The organism is Acidocella aromatica (assembly GCF_014201825.1).
GTDB classification, from domain to species: domain Bacteria; phylum Pseudomonadota; class Alphaproteobacteria; order Acetobacterales; family Acetobacteraceae; genus Acidocella; species Acidocella aromatica.
The window spans coordinates 121375-136945 of the sequence record NZ_JACHFJ010000005.1 but is presented as its reverse complement, the minus strand read 5'-3'; the positions used below and the strand labels follow the sequence as shown (position 1 = coordinate 136945).

General features: G+C 64.8%; 12 protein-coding genes. 1 reads left to right on the top strand and 11 read right to left on the bottom strand.

Annotated elements, in window-relative coordinates:
• Positions 1–147 precede the first annotated feature (147 nt).
• From rfbD to HNP71_RS07695, 8 genes are all read right to left on the bottom strand, one after another.
• Entirely contained in the window at positions 148–1038 is an 891-nt protein-coding gene (rfbD, locus tag HNP71_RS07730; protein WP_183266309.1) for a dTDP-4-dehydrorhamnose reductase, read from the bottom strand.
• Entirely contained in the window at positions 1035–1595 is a 561-nt protein-coding gene (gene rfbC, locus HNP71_RS07725) for a dTDP-4-dehydrorhamnose 3,5-epimerase (RefSeq protein ID WP_183266308.1), read from the bottom strand. Before rfbC ends, rfbD begins: the two co-directional genes overlap by 4 nt.
• Positions 1595–2476 (bottom strand): glucose-1-phosphate thymidylyltransferase RfbA, encoded by an 882-nt coding sequence (gene rfbA / locus HNP71_RS07720; RefSeq protein WP_183266307.1) that lies wholly within the window; start codon positions 2474–2476, stop codon positions 1595–1597. Before rfbA ends, rfbC begins: the two co-directional genes overlap by 1 nt.
• On the bottom strand, positions 2473–3528 hold the full coding sequence (rfbB, locus tag HNP71_RS07715) for a dTDP-glucose 4,6-dehydratase (protein ID WP_183266306.1): 1056 nt from the start codon (positions 3526–3528) through the stop codon (positions 2473–2475). The genes rfbA and rfbB overlap by 4 nt, the downstream gene beginning before the upstream one ends.
• 45 nt (positions 3529–3573) lie before the next feature.
• Positions 3574–7308 (bottom strand): glycoside hydrolase family 99-like domain-containing protein, encoded by a 3735-nt coding sequence (locus tag HNP71_RS07710; protein ID WP_183266305.1) that lies wholly within the window; start codon positions 7306–7308, stop codon positions 3574–3576.
• A gap of 62 nt (positions 7309–7370) precedes the next feature.
• Positions 7371–8906, bottom strand: coding sequence for a DHA2 family efflux MFS transporter permease subunit (locus tag HNP71_RS07705; RefSeq protein ID WP_183266304.1), 1536 nt, complete (start codon positions 8904–8906; stop codon positions 7371–7373).
• Positions 8906–10009 carry an HlyD family secretion protein gene (locus tag HNP71_RS07700; protein WP_183266303.1) on the bottom strand — a complete coding sequence of 368 codons (1104 nt, stop codon included), beginning with the start codon at positions 10007–10009 and terminating at the stop codon, positions 8906–8908. Before HNP71_RS07700 ends, HNP71_RS07705 begins: the two co-directional genes overlap by 1 nt.
• Entirely contained in the window at positions 10009–10455 is a 447-nt protein-coding gene (locus HNP71_RS07695; protein WP_183266302.1) for a MarR family winged helix-turn-helix transcriptional regulator, read from the bottom strand. Before HNP71_RS07695 ends, HNP71_RS07700 begins: the two co-directional genes overlap by 1 nt.
• 152 nt (positions 10456–10607) lie before the next feature.
• On the opposite strand from HNP71_RS07695, the gene HNP71_RS07690 reads away from it, so the two are divergent.
• A complete protein-coding gene (locus HNP71_RS07690) occupies positions 10608–11174 on the top strand; it encodes a hypothetical protein (protein WP_183266301.1) in 567 nt (188 codons plus the stop codon).
• A 36-nt stretch (positions 11175–11210) separates the two neighbouring features.
• Here the strand turns inward: HNP71_RS07690 and HNP71_RS07685 are convergent, their stop codons facing one another.
• From HNP71_RS07685 to recN, 3 genes are read right to left on the bottom strand one after another with little or no spacing between them, the layout of a single operon-like run.
• The gene (locus HNP71_RS07685) at positions 11211–11885 is read right to left on the bottom strand and encodes a MarC family protein (RefSeq protein WP_183266300.1); all 675 of its coding nucleotides are present in this window, start codon (positions 11883–11885) and stop codon (positions 11211–11213) included.
• Positions 11882–13891 (bottom strand): NAD-dependent DNA ligase LigA, encoded by a 2010-nt coding sequence (gene ligA, locus HNP71_RS07680; protein ID WP_183266299.1) that lies wholly within the window; start codon positions 13889–13891, stop codon positions 11882–11884. Before ligA ends, HNP71_RS07685 begins: the two co-directional genes overlap by 4 nt.
• A complete protein-coding gene (recN, locus tag HNP71_RS07675; RefSeq protein WP_183266298.1) occupies positions 13888–15567 on the bottom strand; it encodes a DNA repair protein RecN in 1680 nt (559 codons plus the stop codon). The genes ligA and recN overlap by 4 nt, the downstream gene beginning before the upstream one ends.
• Positions 15568–15571: the final 4 nt, after the last annotated feature.

The window sequence follows — 15571 nt, the reverse complement described above, 5'->3', positions numbered from 1 at the left end:
GACGTACGCCAACCAGCCGTGACCATAGCTGCCCAATGCCTCAAATCATGAATGTACTCATTTTTGTTATACAGGTGCCACTTGGAGCGGCGCAACGGAAACCCGGAGATTTATGCTGCGGAGCGCAAAAAATTAATTCGGTTCGTCTCAAGATGCGTCTAAAACTAACAGAGTGTCTATAATTCCTGGCAGTGTTACTTGCCAATCCGGCAGGCTCACGCCGAAGACTTGCGTCAGCTTGGCGCAGTCCAGCCGGGAGTCTGGCGGACGGCGGGTTGGGGTTGGCCAGTCGGCGGTGGCGATGGCCTGTACCTCCGGCGCCTTGTAGCCGTGCTTGGCGGCTTCGGCGAAGATGGCGCAGGCAAAGCCGTGCCACGTGGTCTCTCCAGCCCCGGTGGCGTGGAAGATGCCCCGGTACTCGGGTTGCCAGCCCGTGGCCCGGATTTTCGCCGCGATCGCCAAAATCGCGGCGGCGAGATCGGGCGCGGCGGTGGGTGTGCCGCGCTGGTCCGCCACCACGCGCAGCAGCGGCATCTTGCGCCCGGCATTCAGCATGGTGCGGGCGAAGTTCTTTCCATGTGCCGAATACACCCAGGCGGTGCGCAGAATCACCGCCTTGGCATTGGTGGCCAGGATCGCCTCTTCGCCATCCCGCTTGGTCGCGCCATACACGCCGGTCGGGCCAGTCGGGTCGGTCTCCACATAGGGCGCACCCTTATCGCCATCGAACACATAATCGGTGGAGACATGGATGAACGGCACATCCGCCGCTGCGCAGAGCTGCGCCAGGGCCAGCGGGCCGGTATGGTTGCCCGCCTTTGCGGCCTCCTGGTCGGCCTCAGCCTTGTCCACTGCCGTATAGGCGGCGGCGTTGATCACCAGATCCGGCTTCGCGGCGGCAAAACAGGCCGAGATGCTCTCCGGCTTCTCGAAATCGAACTCTGGCCGCGCCACGGCGGTGAACTCAATCCCGCGTTCGCGGCACAGTTTTACCAGCGCATCGCCCAGCTGGCCGGAGGCTCCGGTGATCAGGATCATGGATAGGTGAACCAGCTCTCGCACGTCGCGAGGCGCGGGGCGATCTTGTCCTTGTCCGAGAGCAGTTCCTCGCCCGGGGCCACGGGCCAGGGCAGGGCCAGATCCGGGTCGTTCCAGATAACCGCACGCTCGGCGGCTTTGTCGTAATCGGCGGTGACCTTGTAGATCACCTCGGTATCCGGCGCGATGGTGCAGAACCCGTGCAGGAACCCGCCGGGGATCCAGAGCTGCGCCCAGTTCTCCGCCGAAAGCTCCGCCGCCACCCATTTGCCATAGGTCGGCGAGCCCTTGCGGATATCCACCGCCACATCCCAGATCGCGCCACGGATCACCCGCACCAGCTTGCCCTGCACGCTGGGTGCCACCTGGCAATGCAGCCCGCGAATGGTGCCTTTGGCGGCGGAGAAGCTCTGGTTGTCCTGCACGAACGTCTCATCAAAGCCCTGGGCCTTCAGCTTGGAAGCACTCCAGGTCTCGGAGAAGAATCCCCGCGCATCGCCGAATTTGGGGGGGATGATCAGCTTCACCTCGGGGATGGCGAGAGACTCGATCTTCATCAGTGGTGCGCCCCTTCGGCAATATCGTTGAGAATTCGTCCCAGCTCGGTCTTGCCGATGAGCGCGGCGCGGGATTTGAGCTGGTCCTTGTCGATGAACCCCATGCGGAACGCCACCTCCTCCGGGCAGCCGACGAGGTTGCCCTGGCGGCTCTGTATGGTCTGCACGAAGGTGGCGGCTTGCAGCAGGGAATCCGGCGTACCGGCATCGAGCCACGCGGTGCCGCGCCCGAGCCGCTCCACCTTCAGCGTGCCCTCCTGCAGATATAGGTTGTTGAGATCGGTGATCTCCAGCTCGCCACGGGGGGAGGGCTTGATCGTCTTCGCCAGCTCCACCACGCGGTTGTCGTAGAAATACAGCCCCGTGACCGCCCAGTTGGAGGCAGGCTTGGCGGGTTTTTCCACGATGTCCAGCGCCTTGCCATCGGCATCGAAGCTGACCACGCCGTAACGCTCCGGGTCGCGCACCTGATAGGCGAACACGGTCGCGCCCTCGGGTCTCGCCCCTGCGGCGCGCAGCAGGGTGGAGAGGTGATCGCCATGGATGAGGTTATCGCCCAGCGCCAGGGCGCAGGCCTCGCCGCCGATCCACTCCTCGCCGATGAGAAACGCCTGCGCCAGCCCGTCCGGGCTTGGCTGCTCGGCATAGGAGATGCGGATGCCCAGATGCGAACCATCGTGGAACAGACGCTGGAATTGCGGCAGGTCGGTGGGGGTGGAGATGATCAGCACCTCCTTGATCCCCGCCAGCAGCAAGGTGCAGAGCGGGTAATAGATCATCGGCTTGTCATACACCGGCAGCAGCTGCTTGGAGCTGGCCTGGGTGATGGGGTGCAGCCGCGTGCCCGAGCCGCCCGCGAGAATAATGCCCTTGGTGATCATGCCGCCGCTCCCAGCCGCTGCCCAGCATATGTCTTCGCCCTGATCCCCTGCCACCATTCGGTGTTGGCCAGGTACCAGTCGATGGTGGCGCGCAGCCCGCGCTCGAAATCATGCGCAGCCGTCCAGCTCAGGGCCGCCTCCGCCGAGCCTGGGTCGATCTCGTAGCGGTTGTCATGGCCGGGCCGGTCCGTCACGTAGGTGATCAGACGCTCGCGGCTGCCGTTCGGGCTGGGCAGCTTCTCGTCCAGCACGGCGCAGATCGCCTTCACCACGTCGATATTCTTCCGCGGCTGGCGCGCGCCGATGCAATAAGTCTCGCCCGGCACGCCTTGTGTCACCACTTTCAACAGCGCCTCGGCATGGTCATCCACGAACAGCCAGTCGCGCGTGTTCAGCCCGGCGCCGTACACGGGCAGGGGCTTCTCCTCGATGGCGTTCAGCGTCACCAGCGGGATCAGCTTCTCCGGGAACTGCCATTTGCCGTAATTGTTGGTGGTATTGGAAACAATTACGGGCAGCCCATAGGTATGCATCCAGGCCCGCGCCAGATGGTCCGATGCCGCCTTGGAGGCCGAATACGGGCTGCGCGGATCATAGGGTGTGTGCTCGTTGAAGGGGGGATCGTTATCCTCCAGCGCGCCGAACACCTCGTCGGTGGAGATGTGGTGGAAGCGGAACCGCTCGCGCTTCTCCCCGCTCAGCGTCGCGAAATATTCACGCGCCGCCTCCAGCATGGAGAAGGTGCCGGTGACATTGGTCTGCACGAAGGCGGCGGGGCCGTCGATGGAGCGGTCCACATGGCTCTCGGCGGCCAGATGCATCACCGCATCCGGCTGGTGTTCCGCAAAGGCGGCGCGGATGGCGGCGAGGTCGCAGATATCCTGCCTCAGAAGCACATGGTTGGGGTGGTGGCGCGCATCCTCCAGCGCATCCTCCGAGGCGGCATAGGTCATCTTGTCGATATTCACGACCTGATGCCCCTCCAGCCGGATCGCCCGCCTCACCACCGCCGAACCAATGAACCCGCAGCCGCCGGTGAGAAGAATTTTCATGCATGCATTCCAAGGAAAGAGAGACATTTAGCCATGCCTTTTCAATCAAACCTTGCGCCGCCTGGCAATCGGTTTGGCGGGCTTTTTTGCTGCACGAGCGAATTGGGCCTTCAGCCGGCCCAGATCCTCGGCCTGTGCAGTCCGGGTGGATTTGGGCAGCTTGAGCGTCTTGGCGGCCAGCTCATGCATGCGCCGGATCTCTGCCAGATGCGCTTCGGCGTCCAGAGACTGGGTCACGCCTCCGGCATGGCGCCGGTGCGTGTTCAGCGGCTCGGCAACATACACCAGTTCTCCTCCTTGCCCAGCCAGCAGGGCCAGATACAGCCGCCAATCCCCGGCGAGTTTCCATTCGCCAAGGTCGGGCACTGTTTCCAGAGCCTTTAGCAGCGCCTCGCGCCGCCACAGCACGGCACTCACGTTCGGGATGAGATTGCGCACGCTCAGCATCCGCGCCGCGAACTCCCGGCCGGCCCAGATGCCCGAAACCACCAGCTCCCGCACCCCGCAGGAGAAGTAATAGGACTGGTAATCCGGCATCACTTCCTTGCCAGCCTCGTCGATGGCTCGGCTGTCGGTAAAGCCCAGCAGCGGTGCCCCGGCGCCGGACATCGCCTCTATCAGCCGTGAGAGGAAGCGCGGATCCGCCGCGTCATCTGCCTCGCACAGCCAGACATACTCGCCCGAAGCCGCCTCGGCCGCGCGCCGCCATTGCGCGAACACCCCGCTGTTCTTCTGGTTCGCCAGCACGCGCAACTCCCGTCCCGCCGCCTCGGCCATCTCCGCGGCCACGGCCAGCGAGTCGTCGCTGGAGGCATCATCCAGCAGCAGCACCTCCTGCACCGGATAGGTCTGTGCGAATACGGTGGCCAGCCGTTCAGGCAAATAGCGCGCGTAGTTATAGTTCAGTACCGCCACGCTCACGGTCTTCAGCGCCGGGGTGGCTAGGCGCAGCAGTTCCTCCACATAGGCGCCGAACTCGAATTTTTTCGCCGCCATGGCCGAAAGGCGCGGGCGCAGTGCGGCGAGCTTCTCATGGTCGAGCAGGCTGGTCAGCTCGGCCAGGAAGTCATCCGCGTCGGCGGCGCGGGCCACGCGCCCGGCCTTCTCGCGGCGCAGCAGCTCGGGGATGCCGCCGCTTTCGTCGAACGCCACGCAGGGCACGCCGCAGGCCATCGCCTCCATCACCACGGTCGGCAGCGGGTCCTCGCGCGAGGTCAGCGCCAGCACATCGGCGGCGGAGAAGTACTCGGCCACGCGTTCGGTATAGGGGATATGGGTGAAGCAGCCGCTTTCACGCACGCGCTCCATCTCGGGGGCGAGATAGGTGCGCAGCATGAACTCGATATCCCCCACCCAGACGAAATGAACATCGCCCCGGCGCTTGGAAAAATTCCGTGCCATTTGCAGAAAGAGATCGAAACCCTTGCGGATATGCGCGAACCCCGCGCCCAACACGAGGAACTGTTCGTCACCGATACCCAGCTCGCGGCGGATGCGCGCGCGCGCCTGAGCATCGAAGCGCATCTCCTGGTAATTACCCTGCGGCAGCACCACTGCATCCGCGCGCTTCAGCTCCACCGCAGCCGAGAATTTCTCCCGCAAATAGCTTGAGGAAAACACAAGATGGCTCGCAGCCCCCGCACCAAGCCGCGCCTGGATCTCGAGGTTATACTCCTTCAGCAATTGCGGCATTTCGTGCACCAGCAGCGTCGCGCTGATGCCGCGTGCCTCCAGCCACGGAACCACCCGCGCCGAGGCGGCGGAGTTCACGATGGCGCTGCGTATGCCCATTTCTTTGTATTTATCGAGCAGATTGCCGATGATCGTCTTGTCGTAGGCGACACTGACCTCGGCGGTATCGTAATACTTGCCCAGCAGCGGGCCGACACCCAGCAGCAGCAGATGCACCTTGACGCCCCATTGCCGCTTGAGCTTGCGCGCGATGTTGAGCAGTAGCAATTGCGCGCCATGTGCCTGCGCGTCATGCCCCACGAGCAAGATGCCGTTCGAGAATTCCGCCACATCCCGCTCGCAAATGGCGCGCACGGTGGCGTTGAGGAAAGCCGCACCCGCATGAACATCCGGCTCCAGAAATGCGCCCTCGGCCCATTCATTCCAGGCGTTCACGCAGATCACCCGCTCGCCGTAAAACGGATGATCCGCGGTATAGTCTATGAGTTTTTCAAGCCAATCCTGATACAGCGCAGGCGTGGCATTGTGCAGCGCCAGCCCCTTGCCCTCGCGGCGCGGGTCGTTGTCCCAGCCCGGTACGATGGCTTTGATCAACGGATAATCCGGTACCGGCAGTTTCAGAGATGTCGCCGCGATATCCTCATAGTCATGCACCGTGGCGCCGAAATCCGGGTCCAGCAGTTCTAGCGTATCGTTGATCCGCCGCGTCTCCTGGCTCAGCTTATGCGGCGGGAATTCCACCGCGCCATCCAGCCCGTAGGGTTGTGGGTCATAATCGCCCAAGCTCTGCGCCATGATGATGATTGGCTTCTCACCGTGGAGTTCGCTGAACATGCGCCGCCATTTGGCGATGCGCGCCGTCGCGTCAGGGATCAGCGTGACGCGATAAATCATCAGCAGTGGACGGCCATCGATGCGGATATAACGCGGGTCCTCGAACAACCGCGCGAAATGCGCGATCAGCGCCGGGTCGTCTTCTTCGAGGTATTCCTGCGCGATCAACACCTCGCGCTCCAACCCGTCCCAGCGCCGCGTCCAATTTTCGTTCGCCCACATCGCGCAGAAGGAAAAGTCCAAGGATTTGTCAGACAGAAACTGTTCCAGCGGTTTTTCCAGCAGGCGGTGCCGGTTGAACCAGTAGGTATAGAACACGAAGCCTTGCAGCCCCGCGCCCTTGGCCATCTCGATCTGGCGCTTCAGCGTATTTGGGTCGTCCAGCGAGTAATGCCCGAGATCGCGCGGGATGCGCGGCTGCACATGGCCGATAAAGCGCGGCAGCGCCCGGCCCAGATTTGTCCAGTCGGTAAAGCCCTTGCCCCACCATGCGTCGTTCTCCGGCACGTGGTGGAATTGCGGCAGGTAATAGGCCAGCAGCTTCGCCTTGCGTTTGGCATGCGCCGGGGCGGGCTGGAATTCCTCGAAGAACGAGGCGGGGCGGGTGGCGCGGCGCACGGCGGCGGGCACCAACCCTTCCTGCTCCGGGCGCTGAGGCAGGAACACCCCGCTCGCGCGGTGCGCCAGGTAATGCAGCAGGGGGTTCTCCCCGTTCAGCATGGCGCCGTAGCGGTTGACGTAGAATTTAAGGTCGAAATCCGGTGCCGGGTTGCGCCCCTCGGCCACGCCGAAAACCAGGAAATGCTCGAACGGATCCGCGCCGCCCTCGGCTACATCGGGGTTGTTTTCCAGGTACCAGGCGGCGTCGAACACCGGCACGGGGTTCACCTGCCCGGTGCGGCGGCGCTCCAGATAGTGGCGCAGGCAGGCGTCCTTCGGCCCCAGATGGTAGGTCTCGCGGTACCAGGCGGCGTGGAACAGCGGTGACGGATCGCGCCCCTCCACCTCTCCCGCGACGATATAATGCAGCAGTGGATTAAACCCTGCGGCGGCGACATCCGGGTAGCGCGCCAGATACCATGCGGGCTCGAAATACGGGTTGGGCCGCGCGCCATTGGGCCAGCCCTCGGTGCAGAAATGTTCCACACCGTCATTTCCGGCGGCAATGCCAGGATGCTGCGCCAGATACCAAGAGGAGAAAAACAACCCGCTGCGCCGGATGATCTCCACTTCCGCTTTCAGATTCGCCGTCAAATCAAAGCCCTCCGCGTGCATCATGCCCGTGCGATGGTGTATTTGTCACGCCCTGGGCGGCTTCATGTGGCGGCTGATGTCTTCGTGGGTTGCGGCTTGCGCATCAGCAGCAGGCAGGCCATCGCGGGAATGGTGGCGAGCAGCATGAAGCGGCTGTCGTCGATATAGGCGATGATCTGCGCCTGGGTGTTCACCAGCAGGTCCAGCAGCGCCGCGCCCTTGGGGGTGGCCGGGTCGAGCATGCGGCTCACCGCGCCGCCCACCTGCAAGGCGCGGTTGAACGGGGTGACCTGCGCGGCCAGCACGGCGTGCTCCACCTGAGTCATGTGCTGCAGCACGGCCGAGGTGAGGGAGATGCCGATGGCGCTGCCGATATTGCGCACCAGGCTGAGCAGCGCCGCCCCCTGCGTGCGCAGCTCAGCCGGCATGGTGTAGAAGGCCACCACCTGCAGCGGCACGAACACGCAGCCTATCCCGGCACCCTGGATGGTGATGGTCAGGATCATGTAGATCTGGCTCTCCGCTGGGGTCCAACCCTGCTGCATGTAGAGCGAAAGTCCGAGCAACCCATAGCCGATGAGCATCAGATGGCGCGGGTCCATCCGGTTGGTCAGCCTGCCCATGGCCTGCATGGCGAGCAGTGTGCCGAAGCCGCGCGGCGCCATCACCAACCCAGCCGCCGCCACCGGGTAGCCGCCCAGATTCTCCACATACGGCGCCAGCAGCGCCGAGGAGGCGAGCAGCACCAGCCCCACAGAGAAGATGGTGACGAGCGAGGCGGCGAAATTGGCGTCGGCGAACAAGGCGCGGGAGAGGAAGGTGTTGCGCGCCAGGAACATGTGCACGATGAACAGATAAAACCCAAGCCCGGCGGCGATGAAGCAGGTGACGATGGTCGCCGAATCCAGCCAGTCGAATTCCTCGCCACGGTCGAGCGCGTATTGCAGCGCCGCCAGCGCCAGCGAGAGCAGGGCAAAGCCTGTCCAGTCAAACCGCCCCGTGCCGCGCCGGTTTTCACCCGGCATAAAGAACATCAGCCCAAGCACGGCGGCGATGCCGAAGGGCAGGTTGACGAAGAACACGTAGCGCCAGTCGAATTGCGCGGTGAGGTAGCCGCCCAGCGTCGGCCCCAGGATCGGCCCGACCATCACCCCCATGCCCCAGATCGACATCGCCGCACCGCGCTTCTCCGGCGGGTAGATGTCCAGCATCGTGGATTGCGAGAGCGGCACGAGCGCCGCGCCGAACGCGCCTTGCGCCAGCCGGTAGAGCACCATCTGCGTCAGCGAGCCCGCCACCCCGCACAGCATGGAGGTGACGGTGAAGCCGACCAGGCAGGCGATGAACAAGTTCTTCCGCCCGAACCGCGTGGCGAGCCACCCCACCGGCCCGGTCATGATCGCGGCCATCACCACATAGGAGGTCAGTACCCAGGTGATCTCGTCGGAAGAGGCGGCGAGCGAGCCCTGCATATAGGGCAGGGCGACATTGGCGATTGTGGAATCCAGCGCCTGCATCAGCGTGGCGATCATCAGGCACACGGTGATGATCCCGCGCCGTTCGACATTAAGCTCCACCGCCCCCGCGGCGCCGGACATCAGAACAAATCCGACAGATGCCGGTGGTGCCGGGTGTCGATCGAGATTTCCGTGCTCATTCCCGCGCGCAACGGCATGTCATCGGGGCCGGAGACGATATGGATACGCACCGGCAGACGCTGCACCACCTTCACCCAGTTGCCCGAGGAGTTCTGTGCCGGCAGGATGGAAAACTCCGAGCCGCTGACAGGCGAGATGCTCTCCACCACGCCCCTCCACTCCTGTCCGGGATAGGTATCCACCGTCCCCGTCACGTTCTGGCCGGGGCGCACCCAGGTGAGCTGGTTCTCCTTGGGCTGGGCGGTGACGAACACATCGCTGTCCGAGACCATGCCGAACGCCGCGGTACCGGCGGGCAGGAACATGCCCGGCTGCAACTGCTCCACCTGCGTCACCGTGCCGTCGAACGGCGCTTTCACCACGCTGTGCTGCTGCGCCAGCTCCGCATTGTTCAGCGCCGCCAGGGCGTTCTGGTATTCCGGCACATCCTCGGGGCGGATATCCACATTGCCCTGCAACTTGGCCAGTTCCACTCCGGCCGCCTGCTGCATCTGCGTCAGCTTGGCTTGGTCTGCCTGCAAGGCGAAACGCGCGTCGTCGTACATCTCGCGCGTCACCCCGCCATTGCCCAGCACCTTGGCGTAGCGGGCCAGATCCGCCTGGTCCTTGGCGATCTGCACCTGCTGCGCCGTGATCTCCGCCAGTGCCTCGGCATAGCCGCGCTTGGTCGCGGTGATGTCCTGCGCCGCCTGGGCGAGCTGCGCCTTGGCCCCGGCAATCGCGATGACGAAATTCGACTGGTCCAGGCTGAACAAAGGCTGCCCGGCTCGCACATGCTGGTTGTCATGCACGAAGACTTGCCCCACCAGTCCCGAGACATCGGTGGAGAGCGAGACCTTCGCCGCATCTACATAGGAGTCGTCGGTCTCGACATATCGCCCGCCCGCCAGCCAGAACAGCAGCGATGACAGCAGCACCGCGAGCACCCCGCCCAGCATCAGGGCTGGCCGCAGCATCTGGCCTTGGTACAGCCGCCCGAGTGCGTCCGAGCCCGGCTTCGGCGGCGCGGATTGGTCCCGCGCCAGCGGGTTGGCCTGTGACATTACGTTTTCTCTCCTGGCTCCCCGGCGGGTTCATGCCGCGCCGTTGTCGTCGTGCCGTGCAGAAGGTTCGCCTTCATCCGCAGCAGCACCGCCACCATCGCTTCGCGCTGTGTGGGGGTGACGCCATCGGTGATGAAGCGCGCCAATTCGTCGCGCTGCTGCTGGATATCGGTGAGCATGCCCATGGCCGCCTCGCGCAGATGCAGCCGCCAGATGCGCCTGTCTTGCTCATCGGCCCGGCGCTCAACCAGCCCGGCGGCTTCCAGCCGGTCCACCATCCGCGCCACGGTGATCGGCTCCACCTCCATGGCGTCGGCCAGTTCTTTTTGGCTGATTCCCGGCTTGCGCGAGAGCCGCAGCAACATGCCCCATTGCGCTCTGGTCATGCCGTTCACGCGCGCGCGCTTATCGGCTTCCACACGGGTCAGCCGGGCGACGTCATGCATCAGAAAAAACAAATCCCGCTCGAAATCCACTTCCATAGCAGGGATATAATAAGCATGCTTATTATAAGGGATGCAAGAGACTGCCGATGGGTGGCTTTTGGGGATGTTCGTATATGATCAACGCGGTCCCTATATCTTGGATGGAGACAAAGATGATGAGCCGCGTTCTCCTGCTGCCCCTGGTTTGCCTTGCCCTGGCCGGCTGTGTTCATGAAGCGCCGGTGCCATCGACCGGTTATTTACCCGAGGATGCGTTCGGCAATTCCGTTGTGGGGGAAGACCCAGCGCTTGCCGCCGTTAACGACGCCATGATCGCATTCGCCTACCCTGAGAGAATGCAAGGGAAGCCAGCCGACATGGCCTTGGCGATCGCCTCGCTGGACGCCATGGCGGGGCAGTTTTCGTCCAGCGGGCGCTGGGCCGGTTGGGATGAAATCACGAAACAGGAGATGCTGGATGCACGCACCGAGGTGCGCGGCATACTTGGCGTGCCCGAGAGCGCGCCGTCGCAATCAGTGATCGACCATCTGGTGGCGGCATCTCACGCGTTGGATAGAGGCGACCAGACAGCGGCCCTGGCTGCATTGTCCGGCCCCGATTTTACCAGGACTCCTGAACAAACACTGGCCATTTTGGCGCATTTCCCGAAAGTATCAGCCGCGAATAAGGCAACGATGGATGCGAATATGAATTTCTTCCCGGTGGACCACGATTGGTAAGGGCGGCGGATTTGCGCGGGCGTGTGAACCGGGAAGTTACCGAGCCAGCGCGTCGTGCAGCACGGGCACGAGGCCGTTGATGGCGATCTGCACACCAATACCCAGCAGAAGAAACGCCGCCATGCGTGCCACCACCTGCCGCCCGGTGCTGCCCAGCGCCGCGGTCATGCGGTCGGCCATGGCGTAGCAAGCCCAGATCAGCACGGCGTTGGCCAGCACGGCGAGGCTGGCCCCGGTATAGAACGCGCCCGCGGCGGCCAGGGCATCGGGCCGGGCGGTACCAAGCGAAATCGCCACCGCGATGGTCCCCGGCCCAGTGGTGAAGGGCAAGGTGAGGGGGAAGAAGGCATAACCCGCCAGATCCTCGACCTCGGCGGCGCCCACGGGCTCGGCCTCGCGCTGCTTGCGCGCGGTGGTGGTGTCGGGTGCGGAGAGCATCTCATAAGCCCGCACCGCGACGACCACGCCACCGGCGATGCGCAGCGCGTTCAGCGAGATGCCGAAGAAGCTGAGGATATAGGTGCCCGCCCCGAGGGCGACGAGCATGACGAGCATGGAATACACCGCCACCCGCCGCGCCAGCGTCACACGTTCCGCGTGGGTTTGCTGTGCCGTCACCTCATGAAAAATGATCGCGCTGCTCAGCGGGTTGACGATGGAAAACAGCGCCGGAAAAGCGAGCAGGAACGCGGTGAGGGCGATTGCCGTCATAGCCCCGCCAGCTCCCGGAACTGCGCTTCCGTGAGGATTGTGATTCCCAGCTCCGCCGCTTTCTTGGCCTTGGAGCCGGCATCCTCGCCCACCACCACGTAATCCGTCTTCTTCGAGACTGACTCCGTCACCTTGGCCCCCAGTGCCTCGGCCCGCGCCTTCGCCTCGGGGCGTGCCATGGTGAGCGTGCCGGTGAATACCATCACCTTGCCCGCCAGAGGCGAGTCGGAGACGGTGGCGGCCACCGCATCCTGCACGCTCACCTCGCGCTCCAGGGCGTCCAGCGTGTCCAGGTTATGCGCCTCGGCGAAGAAGGCCACGAGATCAGTGGCGATGGCCGGGCCGACACCCGAGATCGACCCCAGCTCCAGCCGCGCATCTGAGCCAATCTGCTGTGCCGCGATCATGCTCGCCTTCCAATTGGCGTAGCTGCCGTAATGGCGCGCCAGCAGCTTGGCGTTGTTCTCGCCGATGCGCCGTATGCCCAGCGCATAGATGAACCGCTCCAGCCCGATCTCGCGCCTTGCGTTGATGGCCGCGCTCAGCTTGGCGGCGGAAACCTCGCCCCAACCCTCGCGCTTTGCGATTTCGGACTCATGCGCGGGCAGGGTGAAGATATCCGGCGCCGCGCGCAGCAGCTTGGCGTCGTAGAATTCCTGCACGGTTTTCTCCCCCATGCCCTCGATGTCGAACGCCCCGCGCGAACAGAAATGGATCAGCCTCTCCACCACCTGGGCAGGGCAGGAGAGGCCTCCCGTGCAGCGGCGCACGGCTTCGTCGGTATCGCGCACCGCCAGCGCGCCGCAGACAGGACAATGCGTGGGGAATTTAAACGCCTCGCCGCCGCCGTGCTTCAACACACGCAGGATTTGGGGGATCACGTCTCCCGCGCGCTGAAGTTCCACGGTGTCGCCGGGGCAGACGCCCTTACGGGCGATCTCGTCCTCGTTATGCAGCGTCGCGTACTGCACCAGCACACCGCCCACATTCACTGGCTTCAACCGCGCACGCGGCGTCAGCGCCCCGGTGCGGCCTACCTGGATTTCAATATCCTCCAGCACCGTGCTGGCTTTTTCGGCGGGAAACTTCCACGCGCAGGCCCAGCGCGGCGCCCGGCCCACAAAGCCCAGACGCGCCTGCAAGCCAAGATCGTTCACCTTGTATACCACGCCGTCTATGTCATAGGGCAGCTCGGCGCGCTCGGTGCCGATACGCGCCTGGAACGCTTCCGCATCTCCTTCGTCCACGCGTTCCGAGAGGGGGTTCACCTTGAACCCCCAGTGTTTGAGCGTGGTGAGATACCCCCAATGCGTGCCCGCCACCGGTGTCGTGGTTTCGCCTTGTGCATAGGCAAACAGAGAGAGTTTGCGTTTCGCCGTCACAGAGGGATCGAGCTGGCGCAGTGAACCCGCCGCCGCGTTGCGCGGATTGGCGAAGGGCTTGTCTGGATTAGCCTCGTTGAGCGCCAGGAAATCCGCCTTGGTCATGTAAACCTCGCCTCGGATCTCGATGAAATCCGGCGCATCATGCGGCAACTCGCGCGGCAGCTCGCGCAGCGTGAGCATGTTGGCGGTCACATCCTCGCCTTCGGTGCCGTCGCCACGCGTGGCGGCGCGGGTAAATTTGCGGTTCTCGTAAGTCAGCGAGATGGACAGCCCGTCGATCTTCGGCTCCGCCACCAGCTCCCATGGCGCATCGAGGCCGAGGAACCGCCGCTTACCCTGCCAGAACTCGGCGAAATCCTCCTGGCTAAACACGTTGTCCAGCGAAAGCATGGGCGTACGGTGCCGAATTTTGCCAAACCCCGTGGCCGGACGCGCCCCAACCCGTGCCAGCGTCCGCGCCTCCTCGTGCAGTTCGGGATGCGCCTTGAGGATCTCCTCCGCCTCGCGGCGCAGCGCGTCGTATTCGGCGTCGGTCATCTCTGGGGCGTCGTGCTGGTAATAGGCCGCGTTCGCCGCCTCGATCTGTTCGAGCAGCGCCTGGAGTCTAGTCTTCGCAGTCATATCCTCAGCAAGCTTTCAGCCGCCTGACGGGCGGCGTCGGTAATCACTTCGCCGGCGAGCATCCGCGCGATCTCCTCGCGCCGCGCGTCCTCGTCCAGCACTTCCACGTCTGTCAGAGCGCGCTCGGCCACCACGCGCTTGGCCACGCGCAACTGAGCCGCGCCACGCGCCGCCACTTGCGGGCTGTGCGTCACCACCAGCACCTGCACGTTCCGCGCCACGCGGGCGAGGCGTTCGCCCACGGCCGCGGCGGTCGCGCCGCCAATGCCGGAATCGACCTCGTCGAAGATCAGCGTCTCCACCGATCCGCCGCCGGTCAGCACCACCTTCATCGCCAGCATCAGGCGCGAGAGTTCACCACCCGAGGCGATCTTGTCCAGCGCCCCAGGCGCCTCGCCGGGGTTGGTGGCGATGAGAAACCGCACCGCATCCGCCCCGCGCGGGCCCCATTGCGCCTCGGGGAGCATCGTGCGCTCCACCACGAAGCGCGCCCGCTCCAGCTTCAGCGGCGGCAACTCGGAGCTGATGGCCGCCTCCAGCCGCTTTGCCGCATCCTCGCGCAGGGCCGAAAGTGTCGCCGCCTTCTCTACATACGTGGCGCGCAGTCGGGCAGTTTCGGCGGTCAGCGCCGCAATGTCCGCCACCCCGCTTTCCAGCGCCGCCAGCTTGGCGCGCAGTGCGGCATAGAATTCCGGTAGCTCCGCCACCTGCACCCCATGCTTACGCGCGGCGGCGCGCAGCGCGAAGAGCCGCTCCTCGGTGGCTTCCAGCGCACGGGGGTCATCCTCCTCGGATGCCGCCAGCCGCTCCATGAAATCCTCCGCCTCGGCCAGCGCGATCTCCGCGCGCTCAAGTGCGGCCATGGCAGGCCCGGCCGGGTTCACATGTCCCGCAGGCACGGTCACCCGGGCCAAGGCCCGCGCGGCGGCGCGCAGGGCGGCGGCGGGGCCGGAGGCGCGGCGGTCCTTGGGGCGTAATTCGCTTATGGCGCTGGCAATCGCCTCGGCCCGGCGCTCGCCCGCTTGCAGGCGCAGCCGCTCGGCGGCCAAAGCCTCCTCCTCACCATGCACTGGGTTTAGCTTGGCCAGCTCATCGGCGGCGTGGCGCAGAAAATCCTCCTCCCGCGCGCTCTCCTCGATTCGCCGCTCGGCCTCCTTCAGTCGCACCGCCGCGTCGCGCCACGCCTTATGCGCGGCGGCCACGGCCTCGCGCGGGGCAGGCGGCACGCCGAAGGCGTCCAGCAGAAAAATATGATTGGCCGGGTCCGCAAGTCCCACCTGCTCATGCTGGCCCTGCACCTCGATCAGCAGCCCGGCGAGTTTCTTCAGGAATCCCACGCTCACCGGCTGGTCGTTCACCAGCGCGCGGGAGCGCCCGTCACGCGCCACGATGCGGCGGACGAGAATCTCCGCCCCCGAATCCAGTCCGTGCTCATTCAGCAGCACCTGTGCGGCATGGCCATCGCCCACCGAGAAGCTCGCCGCCACCACGGCCTGCTCGGTCCCGGCGCGGATCAGCCCGGCATCGGCCCGTGCGCCCAGCGCCAGCCCCAGGCTGTCCAGCAAAATCGATTTGCCCGCGCCGGTCTCGCCGGTGAGCGCGGTCAGCCCCGCGTCAAAATGCAGGTCCAGGCGCTCGATCAGCACGACATCGCGGATCGAGAGGCTGTTGAGCATGTGG

Coding starts and splice junctions, on each gene's coding strand:
- HNP71_RS07705 (WP_183266304.1), bottom strand. CDS start 8,906: ATGTCCGGCGCCGCGGGGGCGGTGGAGCTTAATGTCGAACGGCGCGGG.
- HNP71_RS07695 (WP_183266302.1), bottom strand. CDS start 10,455: ATGCATGACGTCGCCCGGCTGACCCGTGTGGAAGCCGATAAGCGCGCG.
- recN (WP_183266298.1), bottom strand. CDS start 15,567: ATGCTCAACAGCCTCTCGATCCGCGATGTCGTGCTGATCGAGCGCCTG.
- HNP71_RS07685 (WP_183266300.1), bottom strand. CDS start 11,885: ATGACGGCAATCGCCCTCACCGCGTTCCTGCTCGCTTTTCCGGCGCTG.
- rfbD (WP_183266309.1), bottom strand. CDS start 1,038: ATGATCCTGATCACCGGAGCCTCCGGCCAGCTGGGCGATGCGCTGGTA.
- ligA (WP_183266299.1), bottom strand. CDS start 13,891: ATGACTGCGAAGACTAGACTCCAGGCGCTGCTCGAACAGATCGAGGCG.
- rfbB (WP_183266306.1), bottom strand. CDS start 3,528: ATGAAAATTCTTCTCACCGGCGGCTGCGGGTTCATTGGTTCGGCGGTG.
- HNP71_RS07700 (WP_183266303.1), bottom strand. CDS start 10,009: ATGTCACAGGCCAACCCGCTGGCGCGGGACCAATCCGCGCCGCCGAAG.
- rfbC (WP_183266308.1), bottom strand. CDS start 1,595: ATGAAGATCGAGTCTCTCGCCATCCCCGAGGTGAAGCTGATCATCCCC.
- HNP71_RS07690 (WP_183266301.1), top strand. CDS start 10,608: ATGATGAGCCGCGTTCTCCTGCTGCCCCTGGTTTGCCTTGCCCTGGCC.
- rfbA (WP_183266307.1), bottom strand. CDS start 2,476: ATGATCACCAAGGGCATTATTCTCGCGGGCGGCTCGGGCACGCGGCTG.